10 protein-coding genes are annotated in these 18,504 nt (G+C 72.2%); 2 read left to right on the top strand and 8 right to left on the bottom strand.

The genetic code is table 11. The features are described from left to right. Positions 1–104: 104 nt before the first annotated feature. Positions 105–2,417 (top strand): MMPL family transporter, encoded by a 2,313-nt coding sequence (locus MXD59_RS00195; protein WP_248822930.1) that lies wholly within the window; start codon positions 105–107, stop codon positions 2,415–2,417. A 118-nt stretch (positions 2,418–2,535) separates the two neighbouring features. Here the strand turns inward: MXD59_RS00195 and MXD59_RS00190 are convergent, their stop codons facing one another. From MXD59_RS00190 to MXD59_RS00165, 6 genes are read right to left on the bottom strand one after another with little or no spacing between them, the layout of a single operon-like run. Further along, positions 2,536–4,089: a glutamine synthetase family protein gene (locus tag MXD59_RS00190; RefSeq protein WP_248822929.1), complete on the bottom strand. Its 1,554-nt coding sequence runs from the start codon at positions 4,087–4,089 to the stop codon at positions 2,536–2,538. Then, complete coding sequence (locus MXD59_RS00185) at positions 4,086–6,074, bottom strand: IucA/IucC family protein (protein WP_248822928.1); 1,989 nt, start codon at positions 6,072–6,074, stop codon at positions 4,086–4,088. The genes MXD59_RS00190 and MXD59_RS00185 overlap by 4 nt, the downstream gene beginning before the upstream one ends. After that, positions 6,071–7,636, bottom strand: a complete 1,566-nt coding sequence (locus MXD59_RS00180; protein WP_372511829.1) for a lysine N(6)-hydroxylase/L-ornithine N(5)-oxygenase family protein — start codon at positions 7,634–7,636, stop codon at positions 6,071–6,073. The genes MXD59_RS00185 and MXD59_RS00180 overlap by 4 nt, the downstream gene beginning before the upstream one ends. Continuing rightward, the gene (locus MXD59_RS00175; RefSeq protein ID WP_248822926.1) at positions 7,633–9,483 is read right to left on the bottom strand and encodes an IucA/IucC family protein; all 1,851 of its coding nucleotides are present in this window, start codon (positions 9,481–9,483) and stop codon (positions 7,633–7,635) included. The genes MXD59_RS00180 and MXD59_RS00175 overlap by 4 nt, the downstream gene beginning before the upstream one ends. Further along, positions 9,480–11,111, bottom strand: a complete 1,632-nt coding sequence (locus MXD59_RS00170) for a pyridoxal phosphate-dependent decarboxylase family protein (RefSeq protein ID WP_248822924.1) — start codon at positions 11,109–11,111, stop codon at positions 9,480–9,482. The genes MXD59_RS00175 and MXD59_RS00170 overlap by 4 nt, the downstream gene beginning before the upstream one ends. Then, positions 11,108–12,634 carry a diaminobutyrate--2-oxoglutarate transaminase family protein gene (locus MXD59_RS00165; protein ID WP_248822921.1) on the bottom strand — a complete coding sequence of 509 codons (1,527 nt, stop codon included), beginning with the start codon at positions 12,632–12,634 and terminating at the stop codon, positions 11,108–11,110. The genes MXD59_RS00170 and MXD59_RS00165 overlap by 4 nt, the downstream gene beginning before the upstream one ends. A gap of 532 nt (positions 12,635–13,166) precedes the next feature. On the opposite strand from MXD59_RS00165, the gene MXD59_RS00160 reads away from it, so the two are divergent. Then, the gene (locus MXD59_RS00160; RefSeq protein ID WP_248822919.1) at positions 13,167–14,615 is read left to right on the top strand and encodes a type III PLP-dependent enzyme domain-containing protein; all 1,449 of its coding nucleotides are present in this window, start codon (positions 13,167–13,169) and stop codon (positions 14,613–14,615) included. Here the strand turns inward: MXD59_RS00160 and leuS are convergent. Next, positions 14,578–17,124, bottom strand: a complete 2,547-nt coding sequence (leuS, locus tag MXD59_RS00155; protein WP_248822916.1) for a leucine--tRNA ligase — start codon at positions 17,122–17,124, stop codon at positions 14,578–14,580. The two genes, MXD59_RS00160 and leuS, sit on opposite strands and share 38 nt — an antisense overlap. A gap of 293 nt (positions 17,125–17,417) precedes the next feature. Further along, on the bottom strand, positions 17,418–18,455 hold the full coding sequence (locus MXD59_RS00150) for an ATP-binding protein (RefSeq protein WP_248822914.1): 1,038 nt from the start codon (positions 18,453–18,455) through the stop codon (positions 17,418–17,420). Positions 18,456–18,504: the final 49 nt, after the last annotated feature.

Below are 18,504 nucleotides of genomic sequence, written 5' to 3'. Positions count from 1 at the left end.
CTGACAGGGGGACGGACCGGTCATTGTGTGCACAAACGACCTTGACGTGGCGCACCGGTCGCGAACAGTGTCTCTCCCTGAGAGCCCGATCGAGGGAGGACACCGTGTTCGCGATCCTGGTGGCGTTGACCACGCGACGGACACGGCTGGTGCTCGCCGGCACGGCGGTCCTGGTGGTTCTCGGGGCGCTGCTGGGCAGCACCGCGTTCGGCAAGCTGCAGACCGGCGGGTTCGACGACCCCCGTTCGGATTCCAGCCGTGCCGTCGACGTCCTCGACGCGCACTTCCACGGACGGGCGAACGTGCTGCTGCTCGTCACCGCCCGGGTGGGCGAGGTCGACGACCCTCGGGTGGTCGCCGCCGGTCGGGCGGTCGCCGCGGACCTGGCCGCCCAGCCCGGCGCCCGCGACGTCGTGTCCTACTGGTCCGGCGCGGGCAGCGCGCTGCGCTCGCAGGACCGCCGTTCGGCCCTGGTGGTGGCCAGCGTCGCCGACGACGATGACGCGTCGGACGTGGTGAAGCGGTATGCCTCCCGGGCGTTCGACCCCCCCGAGGTGACCGTCGAGCCCGGGGGCGCGGCCGCGATCAACAACGACATCGGCGATCAGGTCTCCAGCGATCTCGCGGTGGCCGAGTCGATCGCCATCCCGATCACCCTGGTCCTGCTGGTCGTGGCGTTCGCCGGGGTGGTCGCGGCGCTGCTGCCGCTGGCCGTGGGTCTGCTCGGGATGGTGGGTGGCCTCGCGATCCTCGCGGTCATCGGTAGCGTCACCGATGTCTCGATCTTCGCGGTGAACCTGACCTCCGCGCTCGGCCTCGGCCTCGGCATCGACTACTCGCTGTTGATGGTCAGCCGATTCCGCGAGGAACTGGCCGCGGGTCATGACCGTGCGTCGGCGGTCTCGATCACCGTGCGCTCCGCCGGTCGAACCATCTTCTTCAGCGGCGCCACAGTGGTCGTGAGCCTGGTCGTGATGTTGCTGTTCCCGCCGTTCTTCCTGCGCTCCATGGCCTATGCCGGCATCTCGGTCACGGTGGTGGCGGTGCTCGCCGCGGTGGTCGTGCTGCCCGCGCTGCTCATGGTGCTGGGTGAGCGGGTGAACGCCTGGCACGTGGGTGGCCTGATCGGGCTGGTCCGTCGGCGCCGGCAGAAGGCACCCAAGGCCGCACCCGAGGCCGCGGAGTCGGCGTTCTGGCGGCGGGTGGCCTCGACCGTCATGGCCCACCCGGTCCTGACCGGACTACCGGTGATCGTGATCCTGCTCGTGCTCGCCGCCCCGTTCCTGCACGTCCAGTTCGGCACGCCGGACGACCGGGTGCTGCGGCCGGGAGCCGCCGCCAGCCGCACGGTCGGCGACGCGCTGCGCGAACGCTTCCCCGCTGACCTGTCCGGATCGATGGAGGTGGTCGTCCAGCAGGACGGGCGCGGCGCGCTCGATCCCGCCGCGCTGTCGGCCTACGCGAACACCCTGTCCCGGCTGCCTGACGTCGCCCGGGTGGACTACGCCCTCGGCACCGTCGTCCGTGGGAGCCAGACCGCACCCCCCAACGCGACCAGTGTGCGTTTCCGCGCCGCGGGTGACGACCTGTTGCAGGTGGTCCCCGCGGTGGACTACGCGTCCACCCAGGCCCGGGCGCTGGTCCATGCGACGCGTGCGCTGCCCGCGCCCAGCGGCAGCACCGTCCTGGTGGGGGGTGCGCCCGCCGTCCTCGTCGATGGCCGGTCGGCGATCGGTGATCGGCTGCCGCTGGCGCTCGGGCTCATCGCGCTGGCGACGTTCGTCCTGCTGTTCCTGTTCACCGGCAGTGTGCTGCTGCCGGTGAAGGCGATTCTGCTCAACGGACTGTGCACCTGCGCGGTGTTCGGCGCCGCGGTCTGGATCTTCAGTGACGGTCATCTGTCCGGCCTGCTCGACTTCACCCCGGGCCCGCTCGACACCTCCATGCCCGTGCTGCTGTTCTGTATCGCCTTCGGCCTGTCGATGGACTACGAGGTGTTCCTGCTGTCGCGGATCAAGGAGGTGCGTGACACCGGGGCGAGCAACGTCGAGGCGGTCGCCACCGGCCTCGCCCGGGTCGGCCGGATCGTCAGCACCGCCGCCGCCCTGCTCGCGGTCACCTTCGTCGCGTTCGCCACCTCCTCGGTGCGCTTCATCCAGATGTTCGGGGTCGGCACGGCGCTGGCCATCGTGCTTGACGCCACTCTCATCCGGGGGGTGCTGGTCCCGGCGTTCATGCGGGTCGCCGGCGGCGCGAACTGGTGGGCGCCCGGCCCGCTGCGGGTGCTGCACCGCCGGTTCGGACTACATGAGCACGTCGAGGACGTCCCCCAACCGGTGGCTGCGCCGCCGGCGCCCCGCGACAGCGCCACCGCCGACACCCCCGTCCGCTCGTCAGGCCCAGCCCACCAGCCCTGACCAGCCCGCCCTGACCTACCAGCCCTGACCCGCCCGTCAGTCCTGACCCGCCCGTTCGCTCGTCCGCTTGGGTGGTGCTCGGAGCGGTCCGTCCGGGCCGGGTCCGGAGCCGGCGGGGTCAGCTGCGCTCGAAGCCGCGCTGGCGCTCCCAGTCGGTGACGGTCCGCTCGTAGCCGGTCAGTTCGACCTCGCCCGCATGGGCCAGGTGGGCGACGACCCGTTCGCCGAAGGCCGCCCGGGCGACGGGGCTGGACCGCCACCGGTCGACGGCGGCGCGCAGCGTCGTCGGCAGCGGAGGCAGGCCGGGCATCGTGAACGCGTTACCGACCCGTCCGGGCTCCAGTTCCAGCCCGTGGCGAACTCCGTACAGGCCGGCGGCGAGGATGCCTGCGACGGCCAGGTACGGGTTCGCGTCCCCACCGGGCACCCGGTGCTCGATGCGCAGGCCTGCCCCGGCACCGACCACCCGCACCGCGCAGGTCCGGTTGTCCCGGCCCCAGCTGATCCCGGTCGGGGCGAACGCCCCGGGAGCGAGCCGCTTGTAGGAGTTGACGTTCGGCGCGAACAGCAGCGTGAAGTCGGCCAGGCAGGCCAGCTGCCCCGCCACGAAGGAGCACATCAGGGGCGACATGCCGACGGTGTCCGTGCGGGCGGGCCGTCCCGGTCGGTGAGGAGGCCGCCCGGTCCCAGCACCGGCTCCGGCCCCGTCACCGGGTGCGTCGTGCTGGTCGGGGGCGGCCGTGTTCTGGTCGGGGGTGGCCGCGAAGACGGGTTCCGCGCTGGTGGCGTCGCGCAGGGACAGGTGGATGTGGCAGGAGTTGCCCTCGCCCTGGTCGTACTTCGCCATGAAGGTCAACGCCTGCCCGCCGGCCGCGGCGATCCGCTTCGCGGTGATCTTGTACAGGGCGTGGATGTCGCAGGCCGCCAGCGCCTCGGCGTACCGGAACACGATCTCGTACTGGCCCGGATGGACCTCCCCCCGGGCCGATTCCACCGCGATGCCGGCCTCGCGCATCGCCAGCCGGATGCGCCGGGTCAGATCGTCCAGCCCCTCCGTGCCGAACAGGGCGTAGTCGATGTTGTAGCGGCTGGCCGGGGTGAGTCCGGCCCACGAACGTCGGGCCGCGCGGTCGTAGGACTCGCGGAAGGCCAGAAACTCCAGTTCGGTGCCGACCAGGGCCTGCTGGCCCGCCTCGCGCAGCACGTCGAGCTGACGGCGAAGGATGGCCCGGGGAGAGACATCCACCACCGTCCCGTCGGGCCAGTAGGCGTCCGCGAGGACCACCCCGCACGAGCGGCGCCACGGTGCCCGGCGAAGACTCGTCAGATCGGGACGCAGCCGCAGGTCCCCGAAACCACCGTGCCAGGGGGTGTGCGGAAAGCCGTCGTCGGTCCGCATGTCGACGTCGACGGCGTGCAGGTAGGTGCAGGCCCCGAGCCCCTGGGGGAGCACCTCGTCGGCGAAGTGCTCCGGGGACACCGCGCTGCCGACCAGCCGGCCCTGCAGGTCGACGGTGGCCACGACCATCTCGTCGATCGGGTCGTCACCGTGCGTCAGTTCGTGCAGCGTCTGGGTTCCTCGACGGTCGGTCGCCTCTGCGGGTGCGGCGGCCGGGGGGGTGAGCTCCTGCCCCGACCGGGCGGGTGGAATCGGCGCCGGCAACGACGTCATGTGCTCTCCGTTCGTCCCGTCCGTCTGGGCGGCGCCGGTGGGATGGGGCGGCCGGGCACACTGGCCACCGGATTGGCGACGGTACCCCGCATCAGGTCGAACCCGCCGTCACGTGCGGGTCGGTCGTGGAACCCGGCACCGGCGAACTGCTCTCGGTTCAGACAGACCCGGTCGAATCGGGGGATGAGCAGGTCGACCTCGCCGAAGCGGGCGGCGAGCTCGGGGAAACGGGCGTGGTAGTCGTCCATCGTCGCGCGGACCAGCCCCCAGAACTCCTCCTCGTCGACCTCGAGATGATCGGCGACGAGGACCGAGAAGTAGCGGAAGTGCCCGGCGAAGACGGCGGAGAGCACCGCATGTGCGAGCTCGCGGCCGGGCCAGCGACGGCAGTGCTCGTCCACCGCCGCCGGCAGCGGCCCACGCTCGGGGAAGTGGCCGTCGACCAGTTCGACGTCCGCCCCGAAATCCTTGATCGCGATGCGCCGGGGGATCTGCTCGGCGTCGAAGACACACAGCACGTTCTCGCCATGTGGGGTGAACGCGACGCCGTAGCGGTACAGGAAGTGCAGCAGGCCGGGGAGCAGCGCGGTGAACAGCGCCCGTAGCCAGACCCGGGGTTCCTGGCCCGATCGGGCCACGAGTTCGGCGAGCAGCGATCTCCCGTCCGAGCCGATCATGAGCAGCGCCGCGAGGCTGCGGGCCCGCTCCCCCTCGGCCAGGTAGGCGTCCACCGGCTCCCGCCAGATCACCCCGAGCAGTTCGTGCAGGCGATACGGCGCCGCGGGCAGGGCCTCGTAGGCGCTGTGGCTGACGGCGGCCCCGGCGACCTCGGGCAGCGGCTGGAGACCGCTGACCTCACGCAGGAACGGGTCGGCGGCGCACAGCGCGAGCAGCCAGCGGGACACCGGCGGCCCGGCGAGGGCATCGGCGGCCGACATCCCACGCCAGACCAGCGTGTTGCGGATCATCAGGGCGAGTTTGACGTTGCGCCGCCTCGGCCGGTCGACGTTGGCCAGGGTGCGCACCGCCTGCATCGGGACATAGCGGTCCGGCGCCTCGCCCAGATGGACCAGGCGTCCCGTGGCCAGTTCTGCCGCGAACAGCGCGACGACCACGTTCTCCCACTGCCAGGGATGCACCGGAAGCCACACGTACACCGGACCGGCCGGATCAGCGGTGGCGGCGGGCCGTGCGCTGCCCGAGGACGCCAGTTCGGCCAGGGTCGCCCTGAGCACCTCGGCGAACCGCAGCCGGACCGGCTCGTCGAGTTCCTGTGCCAGGAACCCGACCTGGCTCGGCTGACCGGAGAGTTCGGACCAGACAGCCAGGTCCGGATGGGCGGCGACCCACACCAGCCGGAAGGGACGATGGCTTTCGGGGCTGTAGCGCTCCACCGCCGCGGCGAAGCCGATGCGCCCCTTGTTCGCGACCAGGCAGGGGTGGCCGCTCTGAGATCCCTCGAGGTCGGTGAGGGACAGGTCCGCGAGCCGCGCCGCGGGCCGTGCGCCGGCCAGGAGCCGCGCATCGGCGGCCTGGGTCGCGAGCAGGTCCCGGATGACGTCGGCGAGGACGGGATCGGACCAGCCGAGCAGGGACTGCGCCTCCCGCAGGAACATCACCGGATCGTCCGCGGCCTGGTCCGCGCCGGCGGTGGGAGTCCGCGCCACGCTGGCGGGTTCGATCCACCATGAACCGAACGTGCCGCGCCGGGCCTGGAAGCGGTAGTCGGCGTGGGCGGTCGGCACCCGGTAGGCATGCACCGGACCCCGCCCGATCGCGGCATCCGCCGGTCGGATGTCCGGGGGGCTCGTCACCCGGCCCGACCGGCCGGCCGCTGGCCCGATCTCCGGTTCGGTCAGGGGGGTGATCAGCTCCTCGTAGGCCAGCTCGGCGAGAAGTCGGACCAGCAGGGCCCGACCGGCCTGCCGCCAGCGCGCGGCGGTCTCGCCCGCGGACGTCCGGGGATCCTCGACCAGGCCCGTCACGGTCGTACCCGGTCGAGGATCCCCGGATCGGGCCGGGTGGCACCTGGGACGTCGGCGGTCCGGACGCTGGCCGCGGTGTCGGTGTCGGTGTCGGTGGCAGAGCCGGTGTCGGTGTTGGTGGCCGCGGGCGGTGGCGCGGGCGGCGGGGCGCCGAAGGTGGTGAACGCGTTGGGCGGCGGGAGCCGGTGGGCGCGCCCACCGGTCAGGTCGTCGAGGATCACGGCGGATCGCCACGCACCGAGACCCAGATCGGGGGCGCCGACCCCATGGGTGTGCAGCTCGGCGTTCTGGACGTAGATGCGTCCGGTGACCTCGGAGGTGGTCGCCACGCGATAGCGGTCGTCGACCACGAAACGTCCGCTGGCATCAAGCTCGAGCAGGCCCGCGATCGGACCCAGCAGGCTGGGGCGACGGGCGGCGTACCCGGTGGCCAGCACGACGGCGTCCGCGGCCAGCGCGAAGGGGACGTCCTGCTCCCGATGGCGGCAGGCGAGGGTGATCTCGTCGTGCTCGTGGCACTGGCTCGCCGTCTCGACCGTGACACCCGGCAGCAGCGTGGCGCCAGGCTCGCCTCCGTCGATGGTGCGCTCGTAGAGCAGGTCGTAGATCTGCGCGATCGTGTCCGTGTCGATCGCCCTGTGCAGCTGCCACTGCGCCGGCACGAGGGCGTCCTTGCGGTGCTGGGCCAGACCATGGAAGTAGCGCACGTGGTCGGGGGTGAACTGTTCGAGTCCGAGCTTGGAGTACTCCATCGGGGCGAAGGCGGGGGTGCGGGTCACCCAGGTCAGATGGCGGCCCGCCGGCGCGGGGCCACGCAGCAGGTCGGCGACGATCTCCGCCCCCGACTGGCCCGATCCGACCACGGTGATCCTGGGCCGGTCGGCCAGTTCCGCCCGGCGCTGCCGGTAGTGCGCGCTGTGGAAGGCCCGATCGGGGGAGACACCGGTGAAGGCGGCCGGAACGGCCGGTTCGGTGCCGATGCCGAGGACCAGATTCCGGGCGTGGATCACCCGAGCGGACCAGGCCCTGGTCGGTTCGGGGGACGCGTCCCCACTCTGGCGGGAACCGCTGCGGCGCAGCGCGACCCGGAACAGGCCGGCGGTGGCGTCCCAGTGGACGGCCTCGGCCCGGACACCGAAGTGCGTCGAGGGCAGACCGCGGGCGACCCAGCGGCAGTAGGCGTCGTACTCCCGCCGCGGAATGTGGAAGCGCTCGTAGAAGTAGAAGCGAAACAGCCGGTCGTGGGCCCGCAGATAGGACAGGAACGACCACCGGCTGGTCGGATCGATGAGTGTGACCAGATCGGCCAGGAACGGCACCTGCAACGTGGTGCCGTCCAGCAGCAGCCCCGGATGCCAGCTGAAGGCCGGCGCCTGGTCGACAAAAACGGACCGCACGGCGGGCAGGCCGTCGGCGAGCGCGGCCAGCGACAGGTTGAACGGACCGAGCCCGATCCCGACGACGTCGTAGACGGTGTCCTGCGGCCGGGACGGACCGGCCCCGGCCGGCTCGCTGGCCGGCACGCTCCGGTCACCGCCGGTGGTCGCAACGGGGGATCTCACGGGGTGCCCTCCAACAGCGGATTCGGAATCTGCACGTAGACCGACTGGGTGGCCACCGGCCCGATCAGTTCGTCACGTCCGTCGACCAGGGTCAGCAGATTGCCCTTGCTGGGCAACGTGGTGGCGCCGAGCAGAGTCGACAGCAGCCGGCGACGAGCTCGCGGCGGGCGGTGGTCAGCCTGGCCCGTGCGGGCGGTGCGGTCCAGCCGCGTGAGCAGCGCGCGGACCCGGCCAAGGAGGCGGTGTTCGTCGGCGACACCGGCCGCTCCCAGCGCGCCGACGACCGCGAACACGTTGTTCACGAACAGGTAGTAGATGATCCGATCGATGATCAGCGTGTCCGGGAACACCACGTCGAGCCCGGTGGCGAAGCCCGGGAGCAGACGGCGCGTGGCCTCGACGGCCGACTCGCCGATGTAGTAGCCCTGGCTGTCGCGGTACCAGCCGGCCACCGGCCAGCCATCGTCGTCCAGGCTGACCAGGGTGTTCTGCAGATGTGCCTCGATCCCGACCCCGTGGTGCAGGTAGAGGTCCAGCACGGGGGTCACCAGGACGGCCAGGTACCGGTCGAACCACGCCTCGGCGAGGCTCCCGAGCGACTCGGCGTGGCGGGCGTGGCGGGCGATCAGCAGCGCGGGAAGCATCGCGGCGCGGGCCCGGCCGAGGCCGTCCACCGCCCGATCGGGCCGGATGGTGAGCAGGGCGGACAGGCACACCGCCCGATCGGCGGGCCCGAACGGATTGGTCCGCAGGGCCGTCTCCAGGCCCGGTGCGTCGACGGCGACCCAGTGCGGCTCCCCGATCAGGTGGAAGGCGGGATGCCGGGCGGCGAGGGCGGCGCCGAGCCCGGCGTCGACCAGCCGGGTGATCGTCTCGGCCAGGCGCAGCTCGTCACGCAGCAGGACCCGCCGGGAGTTGGTGATGCGCAGGCCCAATGACAGTTTCAGCATCACCGCGCGGTCCGGCCGCCAGACCGACCGCACCGAGGTGGTGGCGTGCCAGGCGGCACCGGCGACGCCGAGGTCGACCAGCCGGCCGTCCGCGAGCAGCGACCCGACCGGCCCGGCCGGGTCGGAAAGCAGCTCCCGGGCCTGCCAGGGGTGCGCCGGGATCGGCACGAACCCAGCCGGCGATGGGCCGCCGTCGTACAGGTCGGTGAGCAGTCGGATCAGGTCCGTGTGGGGGGTGGCACCGGACATGGCCAGAACGGTGGGGTGCGCGGCGAACCAGTGCAGGGCGAACGAGCCCCCCCGTTCGGGGGAGTAGCGGGCGATCGCCTCATCGGAGGCGCCGTGGCGGCTCTGCGCCGCCGGGTGGAACGGATGTCCGGTGAGTGAGGCCTGCTCCGCGACCAGAAAGGGCGCCTGGCGGACTGGCAGGGCCGACGCCGGGTGCGGGGATGCGCGGCGGGCCTGGAGATGGCCGGCGATCCGGGCGGTCGCCTCGGTGATGCGTTGCAGGGCGGTCAGGCTCGCCGTCGACGGGCCCCGCTCGCCGGTGATCTCCTCGACGATCAGCGCCGCGAGCAGGCCGGCGCTGATCGGTCCGGCGGAGGTCCCGTCCGCACCGACCAGTTCGGGCTGGTCGAAGCGGTGCCAGCCGGTCGGTGAGCGATAGGTCAGTCGAAGGCGCACGCGCAGCCCCGATGCCAGCAGCGGCACCCAGACGGTGTCCGAGTCGGTCCTGGCCGCTGGCAGGAGATCGCTTTCCCGCAGCCAGCAGCGCAGCAGGGTCTCAGCGGTGATGTCGGCGGCGACGACAGCCACGCTCGGCTGCCCACCGAGCGCGCCATCCGCACCCGCGCCATCCGCACCCGCGCCCGCGTCCGCTCCGGCCTGGTGGCTCACGGCGCGGTTCCCCTGGGGGGCGGCTCCTCGTCCGTGGCCTGGCCCGGTTGGGCCAGCAGATCACCGGTGGTGGCGATCAGGCGCAGCAGCGCCGTCACATCCGCCTGGGTGGCAGCCGGGTTGAGCAGGGTGAGCTTGAGCTGGACCGATCGTTGCGGCCCGGTCCGGGTGCGGCCGATGACGGCCCGACCGTCATGGAGCAGCCGGCGCCGGATCCGCGCGTTCACCTCGTCCGGATCGCCTGGGCCGGTTGGGCGGTAGCGAAAGACGACGGTGCTCAGTGTGACGGGGAAGGCGAGTTCCAGCCGCGGATCGGCGGCCACCTGCCGCTGCGCGTGCAGCGCGAGCTCGTGGCAGGCGTCCACCCGGCTGCCCAGACCGCGACGGCCGAACGCGCGCAGGGTCACGGCGATCGGGAAGCTGTCGGGTCGCCGGGTGGTGCGCAGTGAACGGTCGAGCAGGCTCGGGTAGCCCGCCGCCTCGTCGTCGTCCGCCCGCAGGTAGTCCGCGTGGGCGGCCCGCAGGCTGGGCCAGCCGTCCGGACGGGGGGTGAGGAACACCCCGGCCGGCGCCGGCTGCCACCCCCACTTGTGCAGGTCCAGTGCGACCGAGTCGGCCTCGGTGAGGCCGGTCAGCAGCCCGGCCAGACGCGTGGAGAACAACGCCCCGCCGCCGTAGGCCGCGTCGACGTGCAGCCAGCCGCGGGTGGTGGGATCGACGGGGGGCGCGTCCGGGCGATGCGCTGCCGCCGGCCCGCCGGTGCCCCAGGGCCTACGGCGGTGCTCCGCGAGCGCCGCCGCGATCTGGGGCAGGGGGTCGATCGCGCCAGCGTCGGTGGTGCCGGCCGTGGCGACCACCACGGCCGGTCCCTCGTGCTCGGCCAGCGCCTGACGCAACAGGTCGACCCGCATCCGGTCGTGCTCGTCGGTGGGAATCTCGACGACCCCCGGGTCGGGCAGGCCGAGCACGGCGGCGGCCCGGTCCACCGACAGGTGCGCGGCACTCGAGCGGAACACCCGCGGCGCACGTCGGTCGTGGTGCGCCGCGCGGCCCAGGGCCGCGTCCCGGGCCAGCAGCAGGCCCAGCAGGTTGGACTCGCTGCCGCCGGTGGTGATCGTGCCGGTGGCCCGCCGGGGATCGAAGCCGACCAGCGTCGCGAGGGCGGCGACGACCTCGGTCTCCACCGTCGTCGCCGCCGGCGCCTGATCCCAGGAGTCCAGGGAGGGATTGAGCGCGCTGACCGCGAGGTCCGCGGCCACCGCCACCGGCAGCGGTGGGCAGTGCAGATGGGCGGCGCACCAGGGATCAGCCGGTGCCACGCTGCCCGCGGCAAGCGCGGTGACCAGGTCGGTCAACGCCGCCGCGGCGCCGATCCCGTCCGCGGTCAACAGCCCGGACGGCTCCGTCGGCTCCGTCGGTTCCGTCGGTTCCGTCGGTTCCGTCGGTTCCGTCGGGTCGCTGGCCCCCTCGGGGGAGGCGCCCAGCGCCGCGAGGATGTCGGCCCGCACCCGCGCGGGCCCACCGGCGGGCAGTGGGCCGCCCCGTCGGCGTTGCCCGTCGTCCAGCGCGGCCAGACACAGAGTGACGAGTTCGGCGAGTACCAGCGGGGGCCCGGCTGGACTACTCATGTGGCCTCGCGGCCGGTGTCCGGTCTCTCCCGTGATCCGCAGCCGGCGTGCAGGCGCCGCCCCGGGCCCGATCCGGGCAGACCGGGCGGGCCGGGGGCGGCCGGTGTGGCCGGCGTCGAGCCGAGTCGGCGCACCGCGGCGTCGACCGCGTCGGCCAGCATGGCCAGGGCCCGTTCGATCTGCGCCTCGGTGATGATCAGGGGTGGTAGCAGGCGGATCACCGCCGAGTGCCGGCCGCCGAGCTCGATGATCAGGCCTCGGTGCAGGCTCTCCGCCCGGATCAGGGCGGCCAGCCGAGGGTCGGCCGGATACGCGCCGGCGCTGTCCGGTTCGCCGCTCGGGTCGACGATCTCGGCGCCGAGCATGAGCCCGCGGCCACGCACATGGCCGATCTGCGGGCGCCCATGGGAGATCTCGGCGAGCCCGGCCAGCATCCGCGCACCGAGGCGCGCGCAGCGGTCGTCCAGCCCGTCGAGCCGGACCCGACGCAGGGTGGCGCGCCCCGCGGCCATGGCGAGCTGGTTACCGCGGAAGGTGCCGGTGTGCGCCCCGGGCAGCCAGACATCCAGCTCCGCCCGGTAGGCGATCACCGCGAGGGGCTGCCCGCCGCCGATCGCCTTGGACATCACCAGGATGTCGGGGGTGATCCCGCTGTGTTCGACAGCCCAGAACCGGCCCGTTCGGGCCACTCCGGTCTGCACCTCGTCGACGATCATCGGGATGCCGCGCCGCCGGGTGATCTCGCGGACCGCCGTGAGCCACTCGTCCGGTGCCGGTACCACCCCCCCTTCGCCCTGGACGGGTTCGACGACCAGGGCGGCCGGACTGGTGACCCCCCCGAGCGGGTCATCCAGCAGTCGTTCGATGTAGCTGATGGACAGCTGGGCACCGCCCGGACCGGCGTTGCGATCACTGGCCTCGCCCACCCCGAACGGGCAGCGGTAGGGGTGCGGGAACGGCAGGCGGACCACCGACCCCGACGCGGGCAGCGGATTCTTCACCGCGACGTTGCCCGTGACCGCGAGGGCCCCCGCGGTCATGCCGTGGTAGCCGCCGGTGAAGGCCAGCAGGGTCTGGTTGCCGGTCGCGGTCTGGGCGAGCTTGATCGCCGCTTCCACCGCGTCGGAGCCGCTCGGGCCGCAGAAGTGCAGCTTCGCGTCCGGACCAAGGCCCGCCGGCAGGCTGGCCCGCAACTCCTCGACGAAGGCGTCCTTCTCCGGGGTGGCCAGGTCCAGGGTGTGCAGGGGGGCGCCGCTGGCGAGCGTCTCGCTGATCGCCTGGATGACATCCGGATGGTTGTGACCCAGAGCCAGCGTGCCGGCGCCGGACAGGCAGTCCAGATAGCGCCGCCCGTCCGCGCCATGGATGATCGCGCCTTCCGCCCGGACCGGGACGATCGGGAGGGTGCGTGCATAGGTGCGAGCAGCGGACTCTCGGCTGCGCTGGCGCGTAAGGATCGCGGCCGCATCGACCGCCGGAACGGAAGAACCGGCATTTGTGCCGCTGTGAGCGGAAATCGTCAAGGGGGCGACTCCCTTTTGAGCGGACCTGTTTGAGGGAAGCCTAACCTAACTTATCGGAGAATGGTGTGACGCGCGCCGGCAACGGCAGGTTCGGTCGTGCCTGGCGCGGCCACCGCCGGGCGGCGATCAGCCCATAGTCCGCCTGCATACCCCGCATCGTCGCGCAAACGCTCCATGAGGTGGTGGAGCACGCCGCCGGCCGGGAAGTGTGCGGTCAGTCTCATGCGTGTGGGTGGTCACCGGGGGCGGACACACCGAATCCGTCGGTGTTGGGCGTGTGATCGAGTTGCGGCCGCAATCTGACAGTGGTGATGCGCGGATGCGGTGATCCGGTGGGACCACTCCGGGTGCCCGCGGTGACCAATCCGTGCGGATTGGCGGGAAGCGATGTTCGTTCGCGCGCTGTTTCAGCGTATCGCCCCGATGGATGGTCCGCAGGGGGCAAGCTGCGGCCCAGACCCGGGACCCATCGGTTGTCGTGCGACGCGAAGCCCACCGGACACGGTCCCGAGCCGCGGAGAGGAGCGCACGGATGGAACTGCCGCCGTCGGCCGCCGGACTGCCCGCCCTGGCGGCGCACAGCCTGCCCAGCACGGTGCTGGACGCGGTGCGCCAGGGCCGGGCCGGCACGGCTGCCAGCAGTGCCTATCTGTATGATCCGGCGGTCGCGGCCGGTAATGCCGCGGCCCTGCGGGAGTGCCTGCCGGACTGGGCCGAGATCTGCTACGCGATCAAGGCGAACGGATTTCCGCCGGTTCTCGACGCCCTGCTGGCCGGCCCGCGGCGGGCCGAACCGGCCACGTCGGGTCAGCCGGGCCTGGGAATCCACGGTTTCGAGGTCTCGTCGACCAGCGAGGTGCGCCACGCCCTGGCGGCCTTCGACCGGGCGGCCGCTGAGCGTGCGGCCGTCGACCGGGTGGGATCGAGGCGACCCGGGGTGGCCTCCAGCCGGCGGCGACTGGTCAGTTCGGGCCCGGCCAAGTCGGCCGCCCTGCTGACCGCGCTGGCCGAGCTACCGGATGCGGCCCAGCACGTGGACGCCGTGATCAACGTGGAGAGCGCGGGTGAGCTGCGCCGGCTGGAGGACCTCGCGGCCCGCCTCGGCCGGCGGGTCACGGTGGCGCTGCGGGTCAATCCCCGGCAGGTGCACCTCACCGGGTCGCTGCGGATGGGCGGACGGCCGAGCGCGTTCGGCATCCCGGAACCGGAGGTGCCCGCCGTGCTCGAACTGGCGGGGCGCCTGCCCCATCTGGACGTGGCCGGCTTCCACGTCCACGCGGTGGCCGCGAACCTCGATGCGCTGGCCCACCTGGACTATGTCCGCTGGTGCCTCGACTTCGCCATCCGCACGGCCCGGACCGCCCGGATGGAGCTGCGTGTGGTCGACGTGGGGGGTGGCTTCGGGGTGCCGTTCGAGCCCGATCGCCGGGACGAACGCCCCTTCGCCCTGGCCCGGTTCGGGGAGGGGCTGGACCGCCTGAGGATCCCCGCCGACGTGCGTGTGATCTTCGAGCCGGGCCGGCTGCTCGTCGCCGACTGCGGCTGGTACACCGCCGAGGTGATCGATGTGAAGCACTCCTACGGCACCGACTTCGTCGTGCTGCGCGGTGGCATCCACCACTTCGCGCTGCCGATCTCCTGGGAGATCGTGCACAACTTCGCCGTGGTGCGCCGCGGCGGCACCGCGGCGGCGCCGGTGCCGTCGGCGCCGCGTGCGGTGACCGTGGTCGGGGAGCTGTGCACCCCGGAGGACACGCTGGCCCGCGACATCACGGTCGACTCGGTGCGTCCCGGTGACGTCGTCGTCTTCCCGATGGCCGGCGCCTACGGATACGAGTTCGCCCTCACCGAGTTCCTGGGGCATGCCCGACCCCGCCGGGTCGTCCTCGCGCTCGCACCGGCGGACGAGACGAGCGGGGACGACCCGGGCGGGGACACGGCGATCAGAGCACCAGGTTCACGACCCGCGGCACCCGAATGATCATCTTGCGGACCTCGGCGCCGGCCAGCAGCCCGCGGATCTTCGGCGCGTCGAGGGCGAGGTCACGCAGTTCGTCCTCGGTCACCGCCGTCGGCACCTCGATCCGGTCCCGGACCTTTCCGTTGACCTGAATGACACAGGTCACGGTCTCCTCGACGAGCAGCGTCGGATCGAACGAGGGCCAGCCGGCGTCGGTGACCGACGGCTGGTTCCCCAGCAGCGACCAGGCCTCCTCGGCGGTGAACGGCGCGACGACGGACAGCATCCGCACGAGCGAGGACGCTCCCTCGCGCACGGCGGCATCCGGGGTCGCACGTGCGTCGTGGGCCTTCTTCACCGCCGTCGTCAGTTCCATCAGCCGGGCGATCGCCACGTTGATCCGCTTGCCCTCCATCGCCTGCGTCACCGCGGCGATCAGCGCATGCACCTGCTTGCGGACCGCCGGATCACCGGTGTCCGCCCCGCCGCCCGCGGCAGCTTCCGGGGCGGAACCATCCGTGGTGGGCTTACCTATGTCGTGCACGAGCCGCAGCACCCGGTTGAGCCATTTGGTGGAGCCGCCCGGGGACACATCGGCCCAGTCGATGTCCTCCTCGGGGGGGCTCGCGAACAGCATGGTGATCCGGACCGCGTCCGGCCCGTACTGGGCGAGCTGGTCCTGCAGGTTGACCAGGTTCCCCAGACTCTTGCTCATCGCCTTGCCGTTCATGATGACCTGACCCTGGTTGGTCAGGCGGGTGAACGGCTCGGTGAACGGCAGATAACCCAGGTCGTGCAGCACCTTGGTCATGAAACGGGCGTAGAAGAGATGGCCGGTGGCATGTTCCTTGCCGCCGACGTACTCGTCCACCGGCAGCCAGGCGCGGACCCCGGCCGGGTCGAACGGGCCGTCGGTGTAGGTCGGGTTCGGGAAACGCAGGAAATACCAGGACGAGTCGACGAACGTGTCCATCGTGTCGGTGTCCCGCGTGGCCGGCGCGCCACAGGTGGGGCAGGTGACCTTCAGCCACTGCGTCGCGGACTGCAACGGCGAACTGCCGTCCTGGGAACGCAGCTCATAGCCGGTGGTCGGCAGCCGGACCGGCAGCTGGTCATCGGGCACCGGAACCTCACCGCAGGATTCGCAGTGAATGATCGGAATGGGGGTGCCCCAGTAACGCTGCCGGGAGATGAGCCAGTCGCGCACGCGGAACGTCACCGCGGCGGTGCCCGCGCCGCGGGCCTCGAGATCCGCGATGACCGCGGCCTTCGCCGCCGGCACGGTCAGCCCGTCCAGCGGACCGGAGTTCACCAGCCGACCATCGCCCGAGGTCGCGACGCCGGTCGTGGCCGGGTCCGGCTCGTCGGTGGCGACGACGACCCGCACGGGCAGCCCGAGCGTCCGCGCGAAGTTGAGGTCACGCTGGTCGTGCGCGGGTACCGCCATCACGGCGCCGGTGCCGTACTCGGCCAGCACGTAGTCGGACGCGTAGATCGGCACCGCGTCGCCGGTCAGCGGGTTGCGGGCCGTCCGGCCGAGGGAGACACCGGTCATCGGCCGGTCTGTGGCCAGCCGCTCCAGCTCCGGTGTGGCGCGGGTGCGTGCCTGGTAGTCGGCGAGCGTGGCGGCCTGCTCCGGCGCGCACAGCTCGTCGGCCAGCGGTGAGTCCGCGGCCACGACGAAGAACGTCGCCCCGTACAACGTGTCAGGACGTGTGCTGAAGACCCGGACGGGCTCGGCGCGGCCGTCGACGGCGAAGTCGATGTGGGCGCCGACCGAACGGCCGATCCAGTTCCGCTGCATCGCCAGGACGTCGTCCGGCCAGTTGCCGGCGAGCTGGGCCATGTCGTCCAACAGGCGCTGGGCGTAGTCGGAGATGCGGAAGAACCACTGGGTGAGTTTCCGCTTGATGACCTCGGTACCGCACCGCTCACATTTACCCTGGATGACCTGCTCGTTGGCGAGCACGGTCTTGTCCGTCGGGCACCAGTTCACCGGGGCCGCCTTGCGATAGGCGAGGCCCTTCTCGAACATCCGCAGGAAAATCCACTGGTTCCAGCGGTAGTACTCGGGGTCGGAGGTGTGCAGCCGGGTGCGCCAGTCGAAGGAAATGCCGAGCCGCTTGAACGACTCCGCCTGCACCTCGATGTTCTGGTACGTCCACTCGGCCGGATCCAGGTTGCGGCGCAGCGCCGCGTTCTCCGCGGGAAGGCCGAACGAGTCCCAGCCGATGGGATGGACAACGGCGCCGCCGCGCAGACGCTCGAACCGGGCGATCGCGTCGCTGATGCTGTACACCTCGGCGTGGCCCATGTGCAGGTCCCCGGAAGGATAGGGGAACATGCTCACGACATAACGCCGCCGCTTGTCGTCGTCCGCGGGCAGAAGGTCGGCCACCTCGAAGGAGTGCCGATCCTGCCAGAGCTTGAGCGTGGCCTCGTTGTCCACGGACGGTTCGAAGACGTCGGTGGTGTCGTTCTGCGCCATGTAACAGTCCTTGTCGGGGGAGTCGGCCGCACCGACCCGCACGTCCAGCCGTTGTTGAGGTGATTGGTCGACAGTTATAATTCCGCTGACATGGCTTTCTGCTGGCTATAAATCCCACCGGATCTCGCGACTTCCAACCTGGAGCGCAAGTATACCCGCAGGCCAAAGGCGCGGTTTGCCGCGCGCCGCGCACCGATGGTCCTTCGAGCGCCGGCCGGATGACCGCCGTAGCCCGCGATCGTCAGGTCGGGCGAATGATCGTCAGGTGGGCTGGCCGCCGCGTCGGGCGCGGCCCGCTGGCGGACATGCGCGCTCGGCCGGCGCCGCGGCGGATCTCAGAGCAGCCGGGTGACGATCGTCGGATCGGCCTCGGTCGTCTCATCCCGGCCGTCCCGGACGTCCCGGACGTCTCGGTTGTCCCGGCCGCCGTGGCCCGCCTGGGCGTCGCGGGCCAGCCGGGACTCCCGACCGGGGCGGGTCTGGGCGCCGCGGGGATCGGAGGTGGGGTGGGGCCGCGCGGTCAGCGACCGGGCCGGGTCGCTCAGCCGACCCATGGTGAACAGGGTCGAGTGGGACGACGAGAAGGACGCGGGTGGTCGGCTGGGCGCCGCGATCGTGCCCGCGGCGGCCGGACTCCCGGCGGCGGAGACGGGCGGCGCGCCACCGGGGCGCGCGCCGCCGAGGGGATGCTCGGTGGCGCCCGGCGCGGGCGCCGACCTCGGCGGAGTCGCGGGCGGCACCACCTGGTCAGGCAGCGAGCCGGTGTTGTCCCGGGAGGTGTGGTCGTCCCGGGAGGTGGTGTCATCCGGTGCGGTGGTGCCCTGGGGCGGGGTGGCCGGCGGGTCGGATCGGTCGGACGAACCCTGGGCCCGCGCGGTCGAGCCGGGGGTGGTCGAGCCTGCGGTCGTCGAGTCGGTGGTGCTCGCGTCGGGGGTGAGCGGGGGCACCGGCAGGTCGAACCAGAGGTACTTGCCGGACTCCGCGGCCACGGTTCCCCAGCTGCCGGCCAGGGCGTCGAGGACGAGCAGGCCACGGCCGCCCTCGGCGTCGGCGTCGGCGGTGCGGCGCTGCGGCAGCACGGTGGACGTGTCCGACACCGAGGCGTGGATGAGACCGGGCCGCATCTCGATGAACAGCCACAGCGGTGGCTCGCCGTACTTGACGGCGTTGGTCACCAGCTCGCTCACGAGCAGCTCAGCGGTGCTGCGGACGTCCTCCGGGATGGAGGCCAGCCGCATGCCCTCCCGCAGGACATGCCGGGCCTGCGGAACGGCCGAGGGAAGGTACGGCAGTTCGGCGAGAATATGGGTTGCGGGCGGGCATCGCGTCGTCGCCTGCCGCACCACGTCCATCGGAACCGAAGACGCGCTCATCGACCACCAAGCCTGAACAACGAGGACATCGAGATGTGGTGTACCCGCC

This window comes from Frankia umida (assembly GCF_023242945.1).
In the GTDB taxonomy this organism is placed as follows: Bacteria; Actinomycetota; Actinomycetes; order Frankiales; family Frankiaceae; genus Frankia; species Frankia umida.
Note: the sequence above shows the minus strand (reverse complement) of the source record. Positions and strands in the feature narration are given on the sequence as shown.